The following is a 19630-nucleotide window of genomic DNA, read 5'->3' as shown; positions in this document are numbered from 1 at the left end:
AAGACTTGTGAGATCGCTCTACAAGGCTCTGGCCCGGGCCTTGACCGGAAGATTTCTGTCGTCCGAGGCGATCAATGTGAAAGCGGGCCTGCTCGCGAAAAAGCCAGCAGATTCGACGCAGATGTCGACTGAACTGATGCCTTCGCGATCAGGCTCGCTGCCACCGGTATTGCGCTAGCGCCAATCAGCGGTTGTCGCTGACGTCGAGATGTCCATCCCAACCACCCCCCAGCGCTGCAATCAACTGCACGCTGGCAATCAACCGGCTCTGCAGAATATTGAGCACTGTGCGTTCGTTGTTCAGCGCCGTGGCCTGCACCACGACCACGTCGATGTAGGCAATCAACCCGGCCTTGTACTGGTTCTGGGTCAGGCGCAACGAATCGCGCGCGGCATCCAGCGCTTCCTGACGCACCGCCGCTTCGTCTTCATACACCTTCAATTGCACCAGGTAGTTTTCCACCTCGCGGAAACCGTCGAGCACGGTTTGACGGTACTTGGCGACGGTCTGGTCATAGACCGCTTCGGTGCGGTCGACTTCGGCGGAACGGATCCCGCCATCGAATATCGGCAAGTCCAGTTTCGGACCGACCGACCAGAAGCGGTTGGGCAGCGTAAAAAGGTCTTTCGAGGTACTGCTGCTGTAACCGCCGCTCATGCTCAGGGTCAGGTCCGGGTAGTACGCCGCTTTCGCCACGCCGATATTGGCGTTGGCGGCGATCACCGAGCGCTCGGCCGAGGCGATGTCCGGGCGCCGCTCCAGCAATTGCGAAGGCAGGCTCAGTGGAATCTGCGGCAGGTTTGGAATGTTCTGGGTTTCGGCGATGCTGAATTCCGCCGGCGCCTGCCCGGTGAGCACGGCGATAGCGTTTTCGAACTGTGCGCGTTGCCAGATCAGGTCCACCAGATCGCCCTGGGTACTTTTCAACTGGGTCTGCGCCTGCGCCACCGCATCGCGCCCGGAGATCCCGGCACGGTATTGGTTCTGGGTCATTTGCAGCGACTTCTCGTACGCCGCCACCGTCGACTCAAGCAAGCGCTTCTGTTGATCGATCACGCGCAGTTGCAGGTAGTTTTGCACCAGATCCGACTGCTGGCTCAGGCGCATTGCCGCCAGATCGGCAAAGCTTGCCTGCGCGCTGGCTTCGTTGGCTTCAAGTCCGCGACGCAACTTGCCCCAGACATCCGCCTCCCAACTCACACCCAACTGCGCATTATAGGTATCGCGAATCCCGCTGGAGGAACTGCTCAAACTGGAACTGCTGCTGCCAGTGCCTTGGCTGGAGCGGGTCTTGCCCACGCTCAGGTCGACATTGGGGTAAAACGCCCCACGGGCACTGCGCACCAGGGCCTGGGCCTGACGGTACTGGGCTTCGGACTGGGCGACGGTCTGGTTGGCGCTGTTGAGTTTCTCCACCAGAGCGTTGAGTTGCTGATCGCCATACAGTTCCCACCAGGCGCCACGGGCCAGCGAGTCGCTGGGGTTGGCCTGACGCCAGCCCTTGGCTTCTTTGTATTGCGCGACTTCAGCGGTCTGCGGACGCTGATAGTCCGGGCCGACGGCGCAGGCACTGAGCATCGCCACGCACAGCGACAGGCTCAACAGACGTGAACCCCGAGCAGTGGCCAGATTGAGAAGCGAACGGTCAGTCATAGCGGAGTTTCCAGAGCGGCGTCAGTACGCACGCCACGCCACTTGTTGAAGCGGTGGCGCAGCTTGTCGAGATAGAGGTAAACCACCGGGGTGGTGTAAAGGGTCAGCACCTGGCTGAAGATCAGCCCGCCGATAATCGTCAGGCCCAGCGGTTGGCGCATTTCCGCACCCTCGGCGCGGCTGAGCAGCAACGGCAAGGCGCCGAGGATTGCCGCCAGGGTAGTCATCAGAATCGGGCGTAGCCGTTGCAGGCAGGCGCTGCGGATCGACTCCAGCGGCGACAGCCCCTGATGGCGCTCCAGTTGCAGCGCCAGGTCGATCATCAGGATCGCGTTTTTCTTCACCACGCCGATCAGCAGGAACAGCCCGAGCAACGAGATCAGGCTGAACTCGCCACCCAGCGCATAGATCGACAGCAATGCGCCGACCCCGGCCGACGGCAGCGTCGAGAGAATCGTCAACGGGTGAATGTAGCTTTCATACAGCACCCCGAGTACCAGATACACCGCCAGCAGCGCGCCAAGAATCATGAACGGCTGGCTTTTCTGGGTCGCGGCAAAGGCGTCGGCGGTGCCGGCCATTTTCGCAATCACGTCTTCCGGCAAACCGACCTTGGCAATCGCCCGCTCGATCGCCGCGCTGCCCTGCTCCACCGTCACCCCTTCGGCCATGTCGAAGGCGATGCTTTCGGAGGCGAACTGGCCTTCGTGGCTGACCCGGTCGTCTTCCAGGCTGCTCTCATAGTGGGCGATGGTCGACAACGGAATCCGTGCGCCGTCAGCAGTGATCACCTGCACTTGCTTGAGCGTTACCGGATCCTGCGCGTACTTCGGATTGACCTCCATCACCACCTGGTATTGGTTGAGGCTGTCGTAGATAGTCGAGATCTGCCGCTGGCTGTAGGCGTTGTTCAACACCGCCGTGACCATGTTCATGTCGACCCCGAGGCGCTTGGCCTGATCGCGGTCGACAACCAGCGTTACTTGCTGTGCACCGCGCCCTTCGCGGGCATCGATGGCTGTCAGCTCAGGCAAAGCGCGCAAGGCAGTGACGACTTTCGGATACCACTCGCGCAACGCCCCCAGATCGCCGCTTTGCAGGATATAGCTGTATTGCGAGGTGGTCTGTTCGCGGCCACCGCCAAATTGCAGGTCCTGGTCCGCCATCAACATCAGTTGGGCACCGGGTACCTTGGGCATTTCCTTGCGCAGGCGTTCGATGACCTTCTGCGCCGACAGGTTGCGTTCCTTGATCGGTTTCAGGCGCACCAGCATGAACGCGTTGTTGGTGCCGTTGGTGCCGCCAATGAAGCCGGCCACACTCTCGACCGCTTCGTCCTTGAGCACGGCGCGGCGGAAGGTTTCCATTTTCGGCTGCATCACGCTGAACGACAGGCCGTCATCACCGCGCACGAAACCGATCAACTGGCCGGTGTCCTGCTGCGGCATGAACGTCTTGGGCACCACCACATACAGCGCGACGTTGACGCCGACCGTGATGATCAGGCTGAGCAGGGTCAGACGCCGATGACGCAGCACCCAGTCGAGGCTGCTGGCGTATTTGCCGACCATCCAGTCGTTGGTCTTGCGGCTCCAGCGTTGCAGGCGGTTTTCCTGGCCCGGCGTGTGCGGCTTGAGCCAGCGCGCGCAGAGCATCGGCGTCAGGGTCAGCGAGACCACCAGCGAGACCACGATCGCCGCCGCCAGGGTGATGGAGAATTCGCGGAACAGGCTCTCGACAATCCCGCCCATGAACAGGATCGACAGGAACACCGCCACCAGCGAAACGTTCATCGAGAGCAAGGTGAAACCGACTTCCTTGGCCCCGAGATAGGCAGCCTTCATCGGTTTGACGCCGTCGTCGATGTGCCGGGAAATGTTCTCCAGCACCACGATGGCATCGTCCACCACCAGTCCGGTGGCCAGAATCAGCGCCATCAGCGACAGGTTGTTCAGCGAGAAGCCATACAGGTACATCACCGCGAAGGTGCCCACCAGCGACACCGGTACCGCCAGCGTCGGAATCAGCGAGGCACGGAAGTTACCGAGAAACAGGAACACCACCAGAATCACCAGCGCCACGGCAATCAGCAGGGTCATTTCCGCTTCGTGCAGCGTAGCCTTGATCACTGGCGAACGGTCCATCGCCAGGTTCAGCTTCACACTGGCCGGCAGCACCGCTTGCAGGGCTGGCAACTGGGCCTTGATCTCGTTGACCGTCTCGATGATGTTGGCGCCGGCCTGGCGGTTGATCACCAGCAGCACCGCCGCGTCATCGTTGAAGAAGCCGCTGTTGTAACGGTCTTCGACGCCGTCGCTGACCTTGGCTACGTCCTTCAGCCGCAGGGCCGCGCCGTTGTTGTAATGGATGATCAGCGATTCGTAATCCTTGGCCTTTTCCAACTGGTCGTTGGCCTGGATCTGCCACAGGCGCTCGCCGTCTTCGACCGAACCCTTGGGCCGGCGCACGTTGGCCCCGGCAATGGTCTTGCGCACATCGTCGAGCGCGACGCCGTACTGATTCAGCGCCTGCGGTTCGAGTTCGATGCGTACCGCCGGCAGCGAACTGCCGCCGATCTGCACTTCACCCACGCCCTGCACCTGGGACAGGCTCTGGGACAGGATGGTCGAGGCGAGGTCGTAGAGCTGGCCTTTTTCCAGCACGTCCGAGGTCAGCGACAGCACCATGATCGGCGCCTGCGACGGGTTGACCTTCTTGTAGGTCGGCATGCTGCGCATCCCGCTTGGCAGCAGGTTGCGCGACGCGTTGATCGCCGCCTGCACCTCACGCGCCGCGCCGTTGATGTCGCGGTCGAGGTCAAACTGCAGAATGACCCGGGTCGAGCCCTGGCTGGAGCGGCTGCTCATGGTGTTGACGCCGGCGATCGCGCCGAACGAACGTTCCAGCGGCGTGGCGACCGTGGACGCCATCACCTCGGGACTGGCACCGGGCAGGCTGGCCTGGACCACGATCACCGGGAAATCCATTTGCGGCAGCGGCGACACCGGCAACAGACCGAAGCTGACGCCACCCAGCAGCATGATCGCCAGGCTCAGAAGCATCGTCGCGACCGGGCGCTTGATGAAAGGACCGGAGAGGTTCATTGACCGCAGTCCCCGACTTCACCGCACTCCCCTGTAGGAGTGAGCCTGCTCGCGATAGCGGTGTGTCTGCCCCCACTGATATTGAATGTGCCGGCCTCATCGCGAGCAGGCTCACTCCTACAGGGGTTATGTGTCAGGGCAGTCATACCGACACCTCTTCGCGGTCGGCATTGGTCTTGCCGAAGCGCCGACCCAAGCGGTCGAAATACAGGTAGATCACCGGCGTGGTGAACAGGGTCAACACCTGGCTCACCAGCAGCCCGCCGACCATCACCAGACCCAGCGGTTGACGCAATTCAGCGCCGGAACCGGTAGCCAGCATCAGCGGCACCGCACCGAACAACGCGGCCAGGGTGGTCATCAGGATCGGCCGGAAGCGCAGCAGAGCCGCCTGATAGATCGCCTGTTCCGGCGCCATGCCCTGGGTGCGCTCGGCGTCGAGGGCGAAGTCGATCATCATGATCGCGTTCTTCTTGACGATACCGATCAGCAGGATGATGCCGATGATCGCGATCATGCCCAGGTCATTGCCGCTGAGCAGCAAGGCCAGCAAGGCGCCGACCGCCGCCGACGGCAAGGTCGAGAGGATGGTGATCGGGTGGATATAACTCTCGTAGAGCACGCCGAGCACGATGTACATGGTCACCACCGCCGCCAGAATCAGCAGCAAGGTGCTCGACAGCGAGGCCTGGAACGCTTCGGCCGCGCCCTGGAACTGGGTCTGAACGCCAATCGGCATGCCGATGTCCTTCTGCACCTGATCGATGATGTCCACCGCGTGCCCCAACGCCACACCGGGTGCGAGGTTGAACGACATCATCACCGCCGGGAACTGACCGATGTGAGTGATCGCCAGTTGCGCCTGACGCTCCTCGACGTGGGCCAGACTCGACAGACGCACCTGCGCGCCGTCCGTGGTCTTGACGTGAATCTGGTCCAGCGCTGCCGGCCCGATCTTCTCCCCGGCCTGCGCCTGCAGCACCACACGGTACTGGCTGGCCTGGGTGTAAATGGTCGAAATCTGCCGCTGACCGAAGGCGTCGTACAGCGCGTCGGTGATGTTCTGCACCGAAACGCCCAGACGCGAGGCCGCGTCGCGGTCGATCACCAGATAGACCTGCAGGCCCTTGTCCTGCAAGTCACTGGCAACGTCGGTCAGTTCCGGACGCTCGGCCAGTGCCTCGACCAGCCGCCCGCTCCACTGGCCAAGCAATTCGGCGTCCGGCGAGGACATGCTGAACTGGTACTGCGTCCGGCTCACCCGGTCTTCAATAGTCAGGTCCTGCACCGGCTGCATGAACAGACGGATGCCGACCAGTTTGTCCAGTTGTGGCTGCAGACGCGCGATCACTTGGGTGGCGCTCAGGTCACGCTGACCGTGAGGCTTGAGGTTGATCAGCAAGCGCCCGCTGTTGAGCGTGGCGTTGTCGCCGTCGACGCCGATGTAGGACGACAGGCTCTCCACCGCTGGATCTTCCAGAATCACCTTGGCCAGCGCCTGCTGACGCTCGCCCATGGCGGCAAAGGAGATCGACTGCGGCGCCTCGGAAATGCCCTGGATCACCCCGGTGTCCTGCACCGGGAAGAAACCCTTGGGTACCACCATGTACAGGAACACAGTCAGCGCCAGCGTACCGATGGCCACCAGCAGGGTCAGCGGCTGGTGCTTGAGTACCCACTGCAACTTGCGCCCGTAGGCGGCGATCATCCAGTCGATGAAGGCGCCGCTGGCCCGGTAGAAACGACCCTGCTCGTGGGCTTCCGGCTCACGCTTGAGCAGTCGCGCGCACATCATCGGGGTCAACGTCAGCGAGACCACCAGGGAAATCAGGATCGCCACCGCCAGAGTGATGGCGAACTCGCGGAACAGCCGCCCGACCACATCGGCCATGAACAGCAGCGGAATCAGTACCGCGATCAGCGACAGAGTCAGGGAAATCAGGGTGAAGCCGATCTGCTTGGCGCCCTTGAGCGCGGCCTGCATCGGGCTATCGCCCTCCTCGATGAAGCGCGCAATGTTCTCCAGCATCACGATCGCATCGTCGACCACGAAACCGGTGGCAATGGTCAGCGCCATCAGGGTCAGGTTATTGACCGAGAACCCGGCCAGATACATCACGCCGAACGTGCCGATCAGCGACAGCGGCACGGCCACCGACGGAATGATCGTCGCACTGGCGCGGCGCAGGAACAGGAACGTCACCATCACCACCAATGCAATGGCGATCAGCAGTTCGTGCTGCACATCGGTAACCGAGGCGCGGATGGTCTGAGTGCGGTCGGTGAGTACGGTGACGTCGAGGCCGGCCGGCAGGTTGTCGGTGATGCTCGGCAGCAACGCCTTGATGCGGTCGACCACCTCGATCACGTTGGCACCCGGCTGACGCTGGATGTTCAGCAGCACCGCCTGATTCTGGTTGGCCCACGCCGCCAGACGCTCGTTCTCGGCACCGTCGACGATCTCCGCGACATCCTTGAGCCGCAACGGCGCGCCGTTCTTGTAGGCGAGGATCAGGTTGGCGTAGTCCTTGGGCGAGGTCAGCTGATCGTTGGCGTCGAGCATCGACACCCGCGTCGGGCCGTCAAAGTTGCCTTTCGGCTGGTTGACGTTGGAGGCGCTGATCAAGGTGCGCACGTCCGACAGGTTCAGGCTGTTCGCGGCCAGCGCTTCCGGGTTGACCTTGATGCGCACCGCCTGACGTTGACCGCCGGCAATGCTGACCATGCCGACACCGCTGATCTGGGCGATTTTCTGCGCCATGCGCGTATCGACCAGGTCGTTGAGCTTGGGCAGCAGCATGGTTTTCGAGGTGATCGCCAGGGTCAGCACCGGGGTGTCTGCCGGGTTGACCTTGTTGTACACCGGCGGCGCCGGCAAGTCGGTTGGCAGCAGGTTGGTCGCGGCGTTGATCGCGGCCTGCACCTGCTGTTCGGCGACGTCCATGTTGATGTCGAGGCTGAAACGCAGGGTCAGCACCGAAGCGCCGCCGGAACTGGTCGAGGCCATTTGCGTCAGGCCCGGCATCTGTCCGAACTGGCGTTCGAGGGGTGCGGTCACGGCGCTGGTCATCACGTCCGGACTGGCGCCGGGATACAGGGTCATGACGCGGATGGTCGGGTAATCGACCTGCGGCAATGCCGAGACCGGCAGCAGGCGATAGGCAATCAGACCGGCCAGGACAATGGCCAGCATGCTCAGGGTGGTGGCTACCGGACGGAGGATGAACAGCCGCGAAATGTTCATGCGCCCTTCTTGGCCTTGTCAGTCACGGCGGCGTCCGGTGCACTGGCGGCGGGCTTGCCCTGCAAGTGCCCGGTCGGCGTGGTCGGCACGTCATTGCTGTCATTGACCACTTCCACTTCGCTGCCTTCCTTCAGGCGGTCGGTGCCTTCGAGCACCACGCGGTCGCCCGCCGCCAGGCCTTCGGTGATCACGGTGTTGTTGCCGTCGCTGGCGCCGATCTTCAACTGGCGAATGGTGACTTTCTTGTCGCCGTCCAATGCGTAAACGAAAGTGCCGTTGGTGCCGAACTGAATCGCGGCCGACGGTGCCAGCACCACGCCTTTCAGGGTGTCTGCCAGCAGGTGCACATTGACAAACTGATTGGGGAACAGCGACTGGTCGCGGTTATCGTAACGGGCCTTGAATTTCAGGGTGCCGGTGGCGACGTCGATCTGGTTGTCGAGGCTTTGCAGCACGCCGCTGGCCTGGATTCTGGTGTCGCCACGGTCCCACGCTTCGGCCGGCAATTTGGCACCGCTGTGGTAGCGCGCGAGCACGGTTTCAAGGCTGTTTTCCGGCAGGGTGAAGACCACGCTGATCGGTTGGGTCTGAGTGATGACCGCAAGGAACGTGGTGTCGTTGGCGGCTACCAGGTTGCCGACGTCGAGCTGACGCAGGCCGACGCGACCGGCAATCGGCGCGCGGATTCTGGTGAATTCGAGATTGAGCTTGGCGTCGTTGACCGCCGCCTGATTGGTCTTGACCGTGCCCAGATACTGGCCGACCAGCGCTTCGGCGGTGTCCAGGGTCTGCTTGGCGATGCTGTCTTCCTTGTACAGGCCGCGATAACGCTCGACATCGACCTGAGCGTTTTTCAGTTGCGCCTGATTCTGCAGCAAGGTGCCTTCCGCCTGCAGCAAGGCGTTCTGGTACGGACGCGGATCGATCTCTGCCAGCAGGTCGCCGGCCTTGACCATCTGCCCTTCCTCGAAATTGATCTTCACCAGTTCGCCCCCCACCCGGCTGCGCACATTGATGGTGTTGAGCGCGGTGACTGTGCCCAGCGCCTTGTAATACAGCGGGAAATCACCGGTGACCGCCGGGGCTACACGCACCGGAATCGGCCCGGCCGCGCCACCGAAGCCCGGTCGCATCATCCCCGAACGTCCGGCATGGCCGGTCGCAGCCTTGTCGGCGCCCTCCTTGTGGGCCGAACCGGCGGGCCAGAACTTCCAGCACAGTACGGCGATGACCAACAGGACGAGCAAGCTGATCAGCCAGCGGCGGGAGTTGCGAGGGGACGATTGCATGGATTGATTGACCATTGGGCGCGTGGGCTTCTTTTACGGGAGGCTGAACGATAAGCACTGGCAGGGAATTAGCAAAGCAGCTTTACCGGCAATTTACCTTCAACTTACGTTTCAAGGTGTGAGGCAAAACACTGATACACAAATGAAAACGGCCTGGACAGGGCCAGGCCGTTAACAATTGTAAAAGCGCTTATTTCAGAACGGCGAGTGCTGCTTCGTAGTTCGGCTCTTCAGCGATTTCCTTGACCAGCTCGCTGTGCAGCACGTTGTCGTTTTCGTCCAGAACCACCACGGCACGGGCGGTCAGGCCTTTCAGCGGGCCGTCAGCGATGGCTACGCCGTAGTTCTGGATGAACTCGGCGCCACGCAGGGTCGACAGATTCTGCACGTTTTCCAGACCTTCGGCGCCGCAGAAACGGGCCTGGGCAAACGGCAGGTCAGCCGAGATGCACAGCACCACGGTGTTGGCGACGTCGTTGGCCTGGGCGTTGAACTTGCGTACCGAAGTGGCGCAGGTCGGGGTGTCGACGCTTGGGAAGATGTTCAGCACTTTGCGCTTGCCGGCGAAGCTCGCCAGGGTGACGTCGGACAGATTGCCGGCAACCAGAGAAAAGGCTGGTGCCTTGGAACCGGCTTGTGGCAACTGGCCGTTGACTTGAACCGGGTTGCCCTTGAGGGTGACTTGAGCCATGACTTGAGTCCTTCTAGCGTTTTGGTTGGAAAGCATGCAAGAGGCCGAAGTTAACCACGAAATTGTCCGACGACCTATGCCCAGACTGAAATTGTTAGGTGCTCGCACAAAAAATTGTATACAACCCGCAAAAATCCCCCCCTCAGGGGATTTGCGTGGTCATTTGAGCAATTGCAGCATGTTGCGGTGCCGCGCCTCGAAGATTCGCCGCATGTACGCGTCCACCAGCAGACGCTCGCTGAACCGACCGCCAAGCGCTGCATATGTCACCTGATCGGTATAAAGAGTACCGCCCTCACCCGCGGCCACCCGATGTTCATGACGAAAGGCACGCAGCGGCCCCTTGAGCATCTCATCGACAAAATGGCTGTTACCGACTTCGCGAATCACCACCGTCCAGTTTGATGGAATCAGGTTGAACATCCAGTGCCGAAAGCGGAACTGGCGCCCGGCTTCGATCCGTAGATTGTTCAGGTCGACATCGCCCAGCGGCGTGACGCGCTCCGGGAAGATCTTCGGAAAATTCGTCCCGTCCAGACAAAAGTCGAGCACTTGGGCCGGTGTGCGGGCGGGAATCAACGTTGTGAGTTTCAGGACTGGCATGGCCGACACACTCCGTATGCAGGGGATGCTTGTTAAAACGCAGGTCTGCATCTTTTATTTAGAAGCCTGTCGATTTAAGCCCCGCCCGTTCGACTAAGCAATGAATCCCCACCCAATCCACGGAGCAACCACCATGCGATTCATGATCCTTGTCAAAGCCAGCGCCGACTCCGAAGCCGGCATCATGCCCAGCGAAAAGCTGATCACCGCCATGGGCAATTTCAACGAAGAACTGGTCAAGGCCGGCATTCTCATCGACGCCGATGGCCTGCACCCCAGCAGCAAAGGCGCCCGCGTGCGCTTCTCCGGCGAAAAGCGCACCGTCATCGACGGGCCGTTCATCGAAACCAAGGAGCTGGTGGCCGGTTACTGGATCTGGGAAGTGAAGTCGAAAGAGGAAGCCATCGAGTGGGTCAAACGCTGCCCCAACCCGATGCCGGGCGAGTCCGAAATCGAGATTCGGCAGATATTCTCGGCAGAGGATTTCGGCGCCGAGTTCACCCCGCAAGCGCGCGAACAAGAAGAGCGCATCCGCGAACAGGCCAAGAAAAACGTTTGAATCCGCAAACACTTGCTGAATTTGAGATCGCCATCGCGGGCAAGCCACGCTCCCACAGGTACGTCGCCAGTCACATCATTTGTAGGCGCCCTCAATCCTGTGGGAACGTGGCTTGCCCGCGATGGCGCGATCTCTGGTAAAAAACTTAACCATCAAGTACACAATGCAAGTGTGACCCTGTACACAAAACTAAAGAATTAACCCATTCGACTGGCTAAGTCCCCATAAGCTGCTAGCGTCAATCGGACGTGTCCTACAGGCTTGATAAGAAAGGGATTACGACCAAACGGCCGACAAGTGCCGAACTGTCTATAAGCCACCAGGGAAGCGGGGATGACGTTCAATCGAGTGGGGAAGACTCTCTTTCTGGCCGGATCGCTGGCCGCTACGTGCGCGCAGGCGGACAACGCCGAAGACGCCAATAAAAGCAACAACCCGTTGAACATTGCTCCTGGCGCGAATCTGCAGGACTACTACACCCCCAGGCTCTACGACACCAACGCGCACACCAACGACGTGTTGCTGCGCGGCGCCCTGCCGATAGCCCCCAACGACTTCATCGGTGTCCCGCAACTGGTGCGCGCAACATTGCCGATCAGCACCCGCCCCGACCCGCACAATGGCTACAGCACCGGCATCGGTGATCTGAATCTGTTCGATATCTTCATCCTGAAAACCGAGGGTGTGCAGCTCGGCATCGGGCCGCTGATTACCGCGCCGACCGCCGAACAGGACGAACTGGGCACCGGCAAATGGCAGGGTGGCCTGGCCGCAGTGGCCATCGATTCGTCGCCGCGCGGCCTGCTCGGCGCACTGCTGCAATACCAGAGTTCGTTTGCCGGCGACAGCGACCGCGCCCACGTCGAAAGCGCCACGATGCAGCCGTTCATCATCCATAACCTGGAAAAAGGCTGGTACCTGCGCTCCACCGGCACCTGGTCCTTCGACCTGAAAAACAACACCCACTACATCCCCATCGGGCTGGGCCTGGGCAAGGTCTGGAAGTCCGGCAGCAACATCCTCAACGCTTTATCGAGCCGCAGTGGACCGCTGACCGCAAGGGCGACGGCCTGCCGCAGTTCACCCTGTACACAGGCATCAACGTAACGTTCGGAAAATAAGGATATTGCGATGCACATTGCACTGCGCGCCGCCGGTTTCAGCCTCATGACATTGTTCGCCAGTTGCGGCGTCGGTGCGCAGGACCTGGATACCCGCATTGGCAAGATCGCCATGGACGGCGAGTTACCGGCCCATGATTCGATTGCCAGGCTGTACGCCGAACTGGATTTCCAGCAGGCCACCCAGAGTTATCTGTGGGCCTTGCCGCTGGTGTCTTACGCCCAGTGGCAGGAAGAGTTTCGCGACAAGCTGGGTGCGCGCAGCGGCGACCTGATGGTCCTCAACAGCTACGAAGACAAGCTCGGCGTGATCACCGCCAACGCCACCACCCCCTACATTCTGGGCTTCGTCGACCTGAGTGAAACCGGGCCACTGGTGATCGAGTTGCCGCCAGGCCCCACTGCCGGCGGTATCGGCGATTTCTGGCAGCGGGCAATTATCGACATGGGCCAGACCGGTCCCGACAAGGGCCAGGGCGGCAAATATCTGGTGCTGCCTCCCGGCGCCGAGCCACCAGCGGATGCCGGCCAGTATTACCTGGCCAAATCGGAAACCATGAACGTGCTGGTGGGGTTTCGCGTACTCGATCCGGACCCGGCCAAAGGCAAGGCGCTGGTCGAGCAGTTCAAGATGTACCCGTACGCCCAACGCAGCGCCCCTGGCAAAACCCGCCTGCTTTCACCGCAAGGCAAACCGTGGTCCGGCACGCAGCCCCGAGGCATTGCCTATTGGCAGCGCCTGCACCAGATCATCCAGAAAGAACCGGTCAACGAACGTGACCGCTTCTACATGGCGATGCTTGCCAGCCTCGGCATCGAGAAGGACAAACCGTTCAATCCCAATACCCAGCAACGCAAGGCATTGGAAGAAGGGGTGCAGGTCGGCGAATTGATCGCCAAGGCCAACACCTTCGCCAAACGTTTTCCCGACGCCCAGTACTGGCCCGACCGGCATTGGGACAGGGTGCTGAACATCGCCGAGCCGTCGCAACGCGTGACGTATTACGACCAGTTGTGGGAACGCAGCGCGTGGTTCTACGAGGCGGTCACCAACACCAAAGGCATGATTTCCCGGACGCCCGGGCTGGGCCAGACCTACCTCGGCGCCTACTCCGACGCCAAAGGTGACTGGCTCGACGGCGGCAAGAGTTATCGCCTGCACGTCGGCGCCAACCCGCCGGCCAAGCAGTTCTGGTCGATGACCGTGTACGACATCGACAGCCGCTGTCTGATCGACAACCCGCAGCGCAAGGCTGACCTGTCTTCGCGTCAGGACTTGAAGAAAAACGCCGACGGTTCGGTGGACCTGTACTTCGGCCCTACCGCGCCCAAAGGGTTCGAGAACAACTGGGTGCAAACCCTGCCGGGCAAACACTGGTTCAGTTATTTCCGTCTGTACGCGCCGACCGAAGCGTATTTCGACAAAAGCTGGAAACTCGACGACATCACGCTCGCGCCATAAACAAGGACGCACCATGCACACACGCAGTCTGTTGCTGACCGGCCTCGCCCTTACTCTGAGCACCAGCGTCTGGGCCGATTTCAGCGCCACCCCCGAAGAGGCTCGGGGCATTGCCAAAGAGGCTTATCTGTATGGTTTCCCGGTGGTGGAGATGTACAAGACCCTCTACACCCAGGCCGTCGACAGCAAAAGCCCGAACTACAAGGCGCCATTCAACCAGATCGGCAACACCGCCAAGGCCTTCACCGCCAAGGACACCGCTTTCGTCACACCGAACGCCGACACGCCCTACTCGTTCGTCTGGATGGACCTGCGCGCAGAACCGCTGATCCTCACCTTGCCACCGATCGAGGAACACCGTTACTACTCGGTGCAGTTGATCGACGCCTACACGCAGAATTTCGCTTATCTGGGCACCCGCAGCACCGGTAACAATGGTGGCCATTTCATGATTGCCGGGCCGGAGTGGCAGGGCCAGCAACCGGTGAATATCGATCGCCTGCTTCGCAGCGAAAGCAACATCACTTACGCGCTGTACCGCACGCAATTGTTCGATGAAAGGGATCTGGGCAAGGTCAAGCAGATCCAGAAAGGCTACAAGGTCGAAACCCTCAGCCATTACCTGAAACAGAAAGCCCCGGCCCCGGCCCCGAAAGTCAGCTGGCCGAAACCCACGCCGACCATGAGCGAAACCCCGGATCTGTTCCGTTACCTGAACTTCATGCTCGCCTTCACGCCGCCGCAGGACGTCGAGAAAGACCTGCTCGCGCGTTTCGCCAAAATCGGCATCGGTGCCGGCCAGCCGTTTGATCCGGGCAAACTCACTGCCGAGCAGCGCAAGGCACTGGAGGACGGCATCAGCGACGCCAAGGCTGAATTCGCCGCGTTCAAAAAAGACCAGGTCGACGCGCACAAGGTCAGCAGCGGTGACTTGTTCGGCACTCGCGATCACCTCAAGGGCAACTACCTGTACCGCTACGCCGGGGCCAACATGGGCATTTTCGGCAACTCGGCCGAAGAGGCGAACTACATCGGCTACTTCGTTGACAAGGACGGGCAACCGGTCGACGCCTCGAAACACGATTACACCCTGCATTTCGACAAGGGCGCCCTGCCCCCGGCCGATGCGTTCTGGTCGCTGACGATGTACGACGGCAAGAACAAATTGCTGGTGGCCAACCCGCTCAACCGCTACCTGATCAACTCGCGGATGCTCCCCGAGCTGAAGCTCGATGCCGACGGCGGCCTGACCCTGTATGTGCAGCACAAGAACCCGGGCAAGGACCAACAGGCCAATTGGCTGCCGGCACCGAACGGGCCTTTCTACGGGATCTTGCGTCTTTATCTGCCAAAACCGGAAGTGGCCAGTGGCGAATGGAGAATGCCGCCACTGACCCCGGTCAACTCAAAACAATAAGCGGAGTCAGTGATGGTCAAGCCTTACGTTGTGCGTCCTCTGTTGGCGCTGTGCATGATCGGCAGTCCGCTGCTGTACGCCGCCGAGGGTGGTGTGGGTCGACCGATCACCGGTCAACAGGTGTTTTCCAATGCCGGGATCGTACCGCCGGAACCCGGCTGGGTCGTCTCGGTGACCAGCATCTGGTATGACGGCTCGCTCAAGGGCAATCGTGGTGCACCGATTTCCGGTGAAATCAGTGCCGGGATCGACATGAAAGTCTCCTACACCATGACCAACCTGACCCACATCTGGGACACCGGCAAAGGCCCGTGGAACTTTGCCTCGGCGATCGGCATTCCGTTGCAATACACCGACGTTGACGCGGCCATCACCGGCCCGCGAGGACGGACCCTCGGCACCAGCGATTCCGGCACTCAGTTTGCCGACGCGCTGGTGACGCCGATTGCCGCCGGTTACCACTTCGACGAACTGAATCACATCGCGTTCTCCCTGCCGATCTACGTGCCGACCGGTGCCTATAACGAGAACCGTCTGGCCAACCCGGGCCAGAACAACTACACGTTCATGCCGACCGTGGCCTTCACCCACCTGGATGGCAAGGGTGGCGAGTTCACCCTGTCCAGTGGTCTGGAGTTCTATACCGAAAACACCACCACGGATTATCGCAACGGCAACATCTTCACCCTCGATGCGCTGTGGACCCACGGTTTTGGCAGTGGCTGGAGCGCAGGTCTCGCGGCCGGTTATATCCAGCAGGTCACCGACGACAAGGGCCAGACCGCCGACGCACTGAATGGCTTCCGTGGCCGCTCGGTCGGTGCCGGCCCGGTGATCGGCTGGGCCGGCAAGTTCGCCGACGCCCAGGCCAACATCAGCGCACGCTGGGTACCGGAGTTCGACACCAAGAATCGCCCTGAAGGCAATGGCTTCGCCGTCAACATGACCCTGGCGTTCTTCTAGACCTGCAAAGGACTGTCTCATGACTGCACTCACCGACCTCAACGCCCTGCAAGCCAGCATCGCCGAAGCGGTACTCGGCCAGGATCAAGTCATTCGGCAGATCCTTCTCGGTCTGTTGGCCAACGGGCACTTGCTGCTGGAGAGTCTGCCGGGGCTGGCCAAGTCCCGCACGGTCAAGGCGCTGGCCAAGCACCTGGATGCGAAAATGAGCCGGATCCAGTTCACTCCCGACCTGCTGCCCTCGGACATCACCGGCGCCGAGGTGCTGCATCAGGTCGAGGGCAAGCACGAGATCCGCTTCCAGCCCGGCCCCTTGTTCGGCAACCTGATCCTCGCCGACGAGATCAATCGCGCGCCGGCCAAAGTCCAGGCAGCGCTGCTCGAAGCCATGGAGGAACGGCAGATCACTGTGGCCGGCAACAGCCATGCGCTGCCGGAGCTGTTCATTGTGGTGGCGACGCAGAACCCGATCGAACAGGAAGGCACTTATCCGCTGCCGGAAGCGCAGATGGACCGTTTTCTGATGAAAGTCCTGCTGGATTACCCCAGCGCCGCAAACGAAAGCCAGGTGCTGCGCCTGCTGCGTAACGAAGAGTTCAGCCAAGGAGCGAACACCACGCCCGCCAAGGGTTTCAGCCTCGCGCAGGAAGTGATTTTTGCCGCGCGCAAGGAGGTCAGCGCAGTGCATGTCTCGCCGGCCATCGACACCTACCTGATCGACCTGATCAACGCCACCCGCCACCCCGCCGACTACGACGAAGACCTCGCTCGCTGGATCGCCATTGGTGCCAGCCCTCGCGGCGGTATCGGCCTGGACCGCTGCGCCCGCGCCGATGCGTGGTTGCAGGGGCAGGACTTCGTTTCGCCGGACAACGTGCGCGCGGTGGTGCACCCGGTGCTGCGCCATCGCCTGCAACTGAGCTACGACGCAGTGGCTGACGGCATCAGCGCCGATCAGGTGCTGGACCGGATCCTCGATAAAGTGGCGATTCCTGCCTGAGGTTGAATATGCAGAGCAGCGACGGGCTGGTCTATGTCTCTCTGGCGCAATTGATGGCGCTGGAGTTCAAGGCCCGTGACCTGAGCTTTCTGGCGCGCCAGCCGCAGGGCAGTATCCTCGCCGGCAACCATGCCTCGCGCCTGCGCGGGCGCGGCCTGAACTTCGACGAGCTACGCCGCTATCAGCCCGGCGACGACCTGCGCCACCTCGACTGGCGTGCCTCGCTGCGCACCGGCAAACCGGTGGTGCGCACCTTTACCGAAGAGCGTGATCGCCCGGCACTGATCGTCGTTGATCAGCGCATGTCGATGTTCTTCGGCTCGCAGCGCAGCTTCAAATCTGCGCTGGCGGCTGAGCTCGCGGCGCTGACGGCATGGATGGTGTTCAACGCCGGTGACCGGGTCGGCGGGCTGGTGTTCAACGATCAGCGTATCGACAGCATCGCGCCGTTGCGCAGCCGCAAACGGGTTGAAGCGCTGCTCAGTCGCGTCGTCGAACACAATCAGGCGCTGAACGCCGCCAACCCCGATGCCGAAGACGAAGACCAACTGGACAAAGCCTTGCAGCGCTGCCTGGCGCTGGCCGGGCATGACCATTTGATCTGCATCGTCAGCGACTTTGCCGGGGCTGGCGAGCGCACCTTGCAACTGATGCGACAACTGTCGGCGCACAACGACGTGATCGCCTTGCAAGTCTACGATCCGCTGGCCTTGAAGCTGCCCAGCGATGGCCGGCTGCTGGTCACCCAGGGTCAGTTGCAAGTGGAACTGGCGGTCGAGAAACGCAGCGTGCATCAACCACTGGGCGATTACCTCGGCGGCCGCCTCAAGGACGTCGCCACTCTGCTGCGCCGCAGTCAGGTGCCGCTGATGATGTTCAGCACCGCTGAAGAAGCCCATCAGCAACTGCGCGCCGAGCTTGGTAAAAGTGCCGGGGCACGACGGTGAATCCGAATATTCCGAGCATCGACCAGCTCCAGGAGCTGGGCCTGCCTGCGCCCGTCAGTTATGCGCCGCAGACCTGGGGCTGGTGGGTGTTGCTGGCGATACTGTTGTTGAGCGCGTTGCTGATTGGCCTGCGCCGCTATCGGCAATGGCGACGGGATCAGTATCGGCGTGAGGGGCTACAGCGCCTGGCACAATTGCGCGGGCGCAGTGATGACCTCAGCGCCCTGCGCGAATTGCCGGAGTTGTTAAAACGCGTAGCCCTCTCAATACCCGCACATTCCCGGCACTGGAACACAACCAATGTAGGAGTGAGCCTGCTCGCGATAGCGTCATCACATTCAACCTCTGCATCGACTGACAGAGCGCTATCGCGAGCAGGCTCACTCCTACAGGGGCCCGCGGCGCTTGGGAGAGACGACTGGCAAGCTTTCCTGCAGCAGCACTGCAAAACCAGGCTGCCCGCCGATTTCAGCGAACAACTCGCACAACTCGCCTACGCCCCCGACGCCACCCTGCGCGCCCTCCCCGCCGAACAACGCCAGGCGTTGTTCGACACCTGCCAGCACTGGGTGGAGCAGCACCATGTGGCAGCTTGATTACCCGTGGCTGTTGCTGCTGTTGCCGCTGCCCTGGCTGGCTTACCGCTACCTGCCTGCCTACAACGAAGCGCGCAGCGCCGTGCGCGTACCGTTTTTTGCTGCCATGAGCCGCGCGGTCGGGCAAACACCGAGCAACGTCGGCAATCGGCGCAATCGCTGGCAACTGCTGTTGAATCTGCTGATCTGGGCGCTGGTCCTGTTGGCCGCCGCGCGCCCGGTATTCGTCGAAAAACCCATCGAGCGCCAACAATCGGTGCGCGACCTGATGCTCGCCATCGATATCTCACAATCGATGGAAACCGAAGACTTCACCAACGCCGGCGGCGAGAAGATCAATCGCCTGGCGGCCGTCAAACAGGTGGTGCAAGGCTTCATCGACAAGCGCAAGGACGATCGCATCGGCCTGATCGTGTTCGGCAGCGGTGCCTATCCGCAAGCGCCGCTGACCCTCGATCACGCCAGCCTGTCGCTGTTGCTGGCCGACACTGGTATCGGCATGGCCGGGCCCAACACCGCCATCGGAGACGCGATCGGCTTGAGCCTGAAGCTGCTGGACCAGGCCCACGAGCAGGAAAAGGTGCTGATCCTGCTCACCGACGGCAACGACACCAGCAGCGCGATCACCCCGGACCATGCCGCCGAAATGGCCGCCAACAAAGGTGTGGTGATCCACACCATCGGCATCGGCGATCCGACCGCCTCGGGCGAGGCGAAGGTCAATCTGCAAGCTCTGGAAAAAATCGCCCAGACCACCGGCGGGCAGTTTTTCCGGGCCGAAGACCGCAGTGCGCTGGATCAGGTCTACAGCACCCTCGACCGCCTCACCCCGCATCAGCTGAAAACCCTCAGCCACCAGCCGCAGCGCGAGTTGTTCTACTGGCCGCTGAGCGCCGCCCTGGTTCTGCTGACCCTGTATCACCTCGGCGCGCTGCTGCGTCCTCGGCTATCACTCGTCCGCCAGCGGCAGGAGGCCTGAG

14 protein-coding genes and 1 pseudogene are annotated in these 19630 nt (G+C 61.6%); 9 read left to right on the top strand and 6 right to left on the bottom strand.

What is annotated here, in order from left to right; all coding sequences use genetic code 11:
• Positions 1-184: 184 nt before the first annotated feature.
• From PseAD21_RS07265 to PseAD21_RS07235, 6 genes are all read right to left on the bottom strand, one after another.
• Positions 185-1654, bottom strand: coding sequence for an efflux transporter outer membrane subunit (locus PseAD21_RS07265; protein ID WP_102355101.1), 1470 nt, complete (start codon positions 1652-1654; stop codon positions 185-187).
• A complete protein-coding gene (locus PseAD21_RS07260) occupies positions 1651-4758 on the bottom strand; it encodes an efflux RND transporter permease subunit (RefSeq protein WP_102355100.1) in 3108 nt (1035 codons plus the stop codon). The genes PseAD21_RS07265 and PseAD21_RS07260 overlap by 4 nt, the downstream gene beginning before the upstream one ends.
• A 142-nt stretch (positions 4759-4900) precedes the next feature.
• Positions 4901-8002, bottom strand: coding sequence for an MdtB/MuxB family multidrug efflux RND transporter permease subunit (locus PseAD21_RS07250; protein ID WP_102355099.1), 3102 nt, complete (start codon positions 8000-8002; stop codon positions 4901-4903).
• Positions 7999-9306: an MdtA/MuxA family multidrug efflux RND transporter periplasmic adaptor subunit gene (locus tag PseAD21_RS07245; protein ID WP_102355098.1), complete on the bottom strand. Its 1308-nt coding sequence runs from the start codon at positions 9304-9306 to the stop codon at positions 7999-8001. Before PseAD21_RS07245 ends, PseAD21_RS07250 begins: the two co-directional genes overlap by 4 nt.
• A 175-nt stretch (positions 9307-9481) precedes the next feature.
• A complete protein-coding gene (gene tpx / locus PseAD21_RS07240; protein WP_102355097.1) occupies positions 9482-9982 on the bottom strand; it encodes a thiol peroxidase in 501 nt (166 codons plus the stop codon).
• Positions 9983-10141: 159 nt separating this feature from the next.
• Positions 10142-10585 carry an SRPBCC family protein gene (locus PseAD21_RS07235; RefSeq protein ID WP_102355096.1) on the bottom strand — a complete coding sequence of 148 codons (444 nt, stop codon included), beginning with the start codon at positions 10583-10585 and terminating at the stop codon, positions 10142-10144.
• A 133-nt stretch (positions 10586-10718) separates the two neighbouring features.
• Here PseAD21_RS07235 and PseAD21_RS07230 point away from each other — a divergent pair, with 133 nt between their 5' ends.
• From PseAD21_RS07230 to PseAD21_RS07190, 9 genes and pseudogenes are all read left to right on the top strand, one after another.
• Positions 10719-11144, top strand: a complete 426-nt coding sequence (locus tag PseAD21_RS07230) for a YciI family protein (protein ID WP_102355095.1) — start codon at positions 10719-10721, stop codon at positions 11142-11144.
• A 333-nt stretch (positions 11145-11477) separates the two neighbouring features.
• A pseudogene (locus PseAD21_RS07225) lies at positions 11478-12265 on the top strand (hypothetical protein).
• Positions 12266-12275: 10 nt separating this feature from the next.
• Positions 12276-13727: a DUF1254 domain-containing protein gene (locus PseAD21_RS07220; protein ID WP_102355094.1), complete on the top strand. Its 1452-nt coding sequence runs from the start codon at positions 12276-12278 to the stop codon at positions 13725-13727.
• A 13-nt stretch (positions 13728-13740) separates the two neighbouring features.
• A complete protein-coding gene (locus PseAD21_RS07215) occupies positions 13741-15144 on the top strand; it encodes a DUF1254 domain-containing protein (RefSeq protein ID WP_102355093.1) in 1404 nt (467 codons plus the stop codon).
• A 12-nt stretch (positions 15145-15156) separates the two neighbouring features.
• Positions 15157-16107 (top strand): transporter, encoded by a 951-nt coding sequence (locus tag PseAD21_RS07210; protein WP_102355092.1) that lies wholly within the window; start codon positions 15157-15159, stop codon positions 16105-16107.
• A 19-nt stretch (positions 16108-16126) separates the two neighbouring features.
• Positions 16127-17107 (top strand): MoxR family ATPase, encoded by a 981-nt coding sequence (locus PseAD21_RS07205; RefSeq protein WP_102355091.1) that lies wholly within the window; start codon positions 16127-16129, stop codon positions 17105-17107.
• An 8-nt stretch (positions 17108-17115) separates the two neighbouring features.
• The gene (locus PseAD21_RS07200; RefSeq protein WP_102355090.1) at positions 17116-18054 is read left to right on the top strand and encodes a DUF58 domain-containing protein; all 939 of its coding nucleotides are present in this window, start codon (positions 17116-17118) and stop codon (positions 18052-18054) included.
• Complete coding sequence (locus PseAD21_RS07195) at positions 18051-18650, top strand: DUF4381 domain-containing protein (protein WP_102355089.1); 600 nt, start codon at positions 18051-18053, stop codon at positions 18648-18650. The genes PseAD21_RS07200 and PseAD21_RS07195 overlap by 4 nt, the downstream gene beginning before the upstream one ends.
• The gene (locus PseAD21_RS07190; protein ID WP_102355088.1) at positions 18637-19629 is read left to right on the top strand and encodes a VWA domain-containing protein; all 993 of its coding nucleotides are present in this window, start codon (positions 18637-18639) and stop codon (positions 19627-19629) included. The genes PseAD21_RS07195 and PseAD21_RS07190 overlap by 14 nt, the downstream gene beginning before the upstream one ends.
• Position 19630 lies beyond the last annotated feature (1 nt).

Origin of the sequence: Pseudomonas sp. AD21 (assembly GCF_002878485.1) — a bacterium.
Classification (GTDB): domain Bacteria; phylum Pseudomonadota; class Gammaproteobacteria; order Pseudomonadales; family Pseudomonadaceae; genus Aquipseudomonas.
This window is presented reverse-complemented; position numbering and strand designations above follow the sequence as displayed.

Bases quoted from the DNA above. Each gene is read 5' to 3' on its own strand.
- PseAD21_RS07215 (WP_102355093.1), top strand. From the start codon at position 13,741: ATGCACACACGCAGTCTGTTGCTGACCGGCCTCGCCCTTACTCTGAGC.
- PseAD21_RS07245 (WP_102355098.1), bottom strand. From the start codon at position 9,306: ATGGTCAATCAATCCATGCAATCGTCCCCTCGCAACTCCCGCCGCTGG.
- PseAD21_RS07200 (WP_102355090.1), top strand. From the start codon at position 17,116: ATGCAGAGCAGCGACGGGCTGGTCTATGTCTCTCTGGCGCAATTGATG.
- PseAD21_RS07190 (WP_102355088.1), top strand. From the start codon at position 18,637: ATGTGGCAGCTTGATTACCCGTGGCTGTTGCTGCTGTTGCCGCTGCCC.
- PseAD21_RS07250 (WP_102355099.1), bottom strand. From the start codon at position 8,002: ATGAACATTTCGCGGCTGTTCATCCTCCGTCCGGTAGCCACCACCCTG.
- PseAD21_RS07230 (WP_102355095.1), top strand. From the start codon at position 10,719: ATGCGATTCATGATCCTTGTCAAAGCCAGCGCCGACTCCGAAGCCGGC.
- PseAD21_RS07210 (WP_102355092.1), top strand. From the start codon at position 15,157: ATGGTCAAGCCTTACGTTGTGCGTCCTCTGTTGGCGCTGTGCATGATC.
- PseAD21_RS07265 (WP_102355101.1), bottom strand. From the start codon at position 1,654: ATGACTGACCGTTCGCTTCTCAATCTGGCCACTGCTCGGGGTTCACGT.
- PseAD21_RS07205 (WP_102355091.1), top strand. From the start codon at position 16,127: ATGACTGCACTCACCGACCTCAACGCCCTGCAAGCCAGCATCGCCGAA.
- PseAD21_RS07220 (WP_102355094.1), top strand. From the start codon at position 12,276: ATGCACATTGCACTGCGCGCCGCCGGTTTCAGCCTCATGACATTGTTC.
- tpx (WP_102355097.1), bottom strand. From the start codon at position 9,982: ATGGCTCAAGTCACCCTCAAGGGCAACCCGGTTCAAGTCAACGGCCAG.
- PseAD21_RS07235 (WP_102355096.1), bottom strand. From the start codon at position 10,585: ATGCCAGTCCTGAAACTCACAACGTTGATTCCCGCCCGCACACCGGCC.
- PseAD21_RS07260 (WP_102355100.1), bottom strand. From the start codon at position 4,758: ATGAACCTCTCCGGTCCTTTCATCAAGCGCCCGGTCGCGACGATGCTT.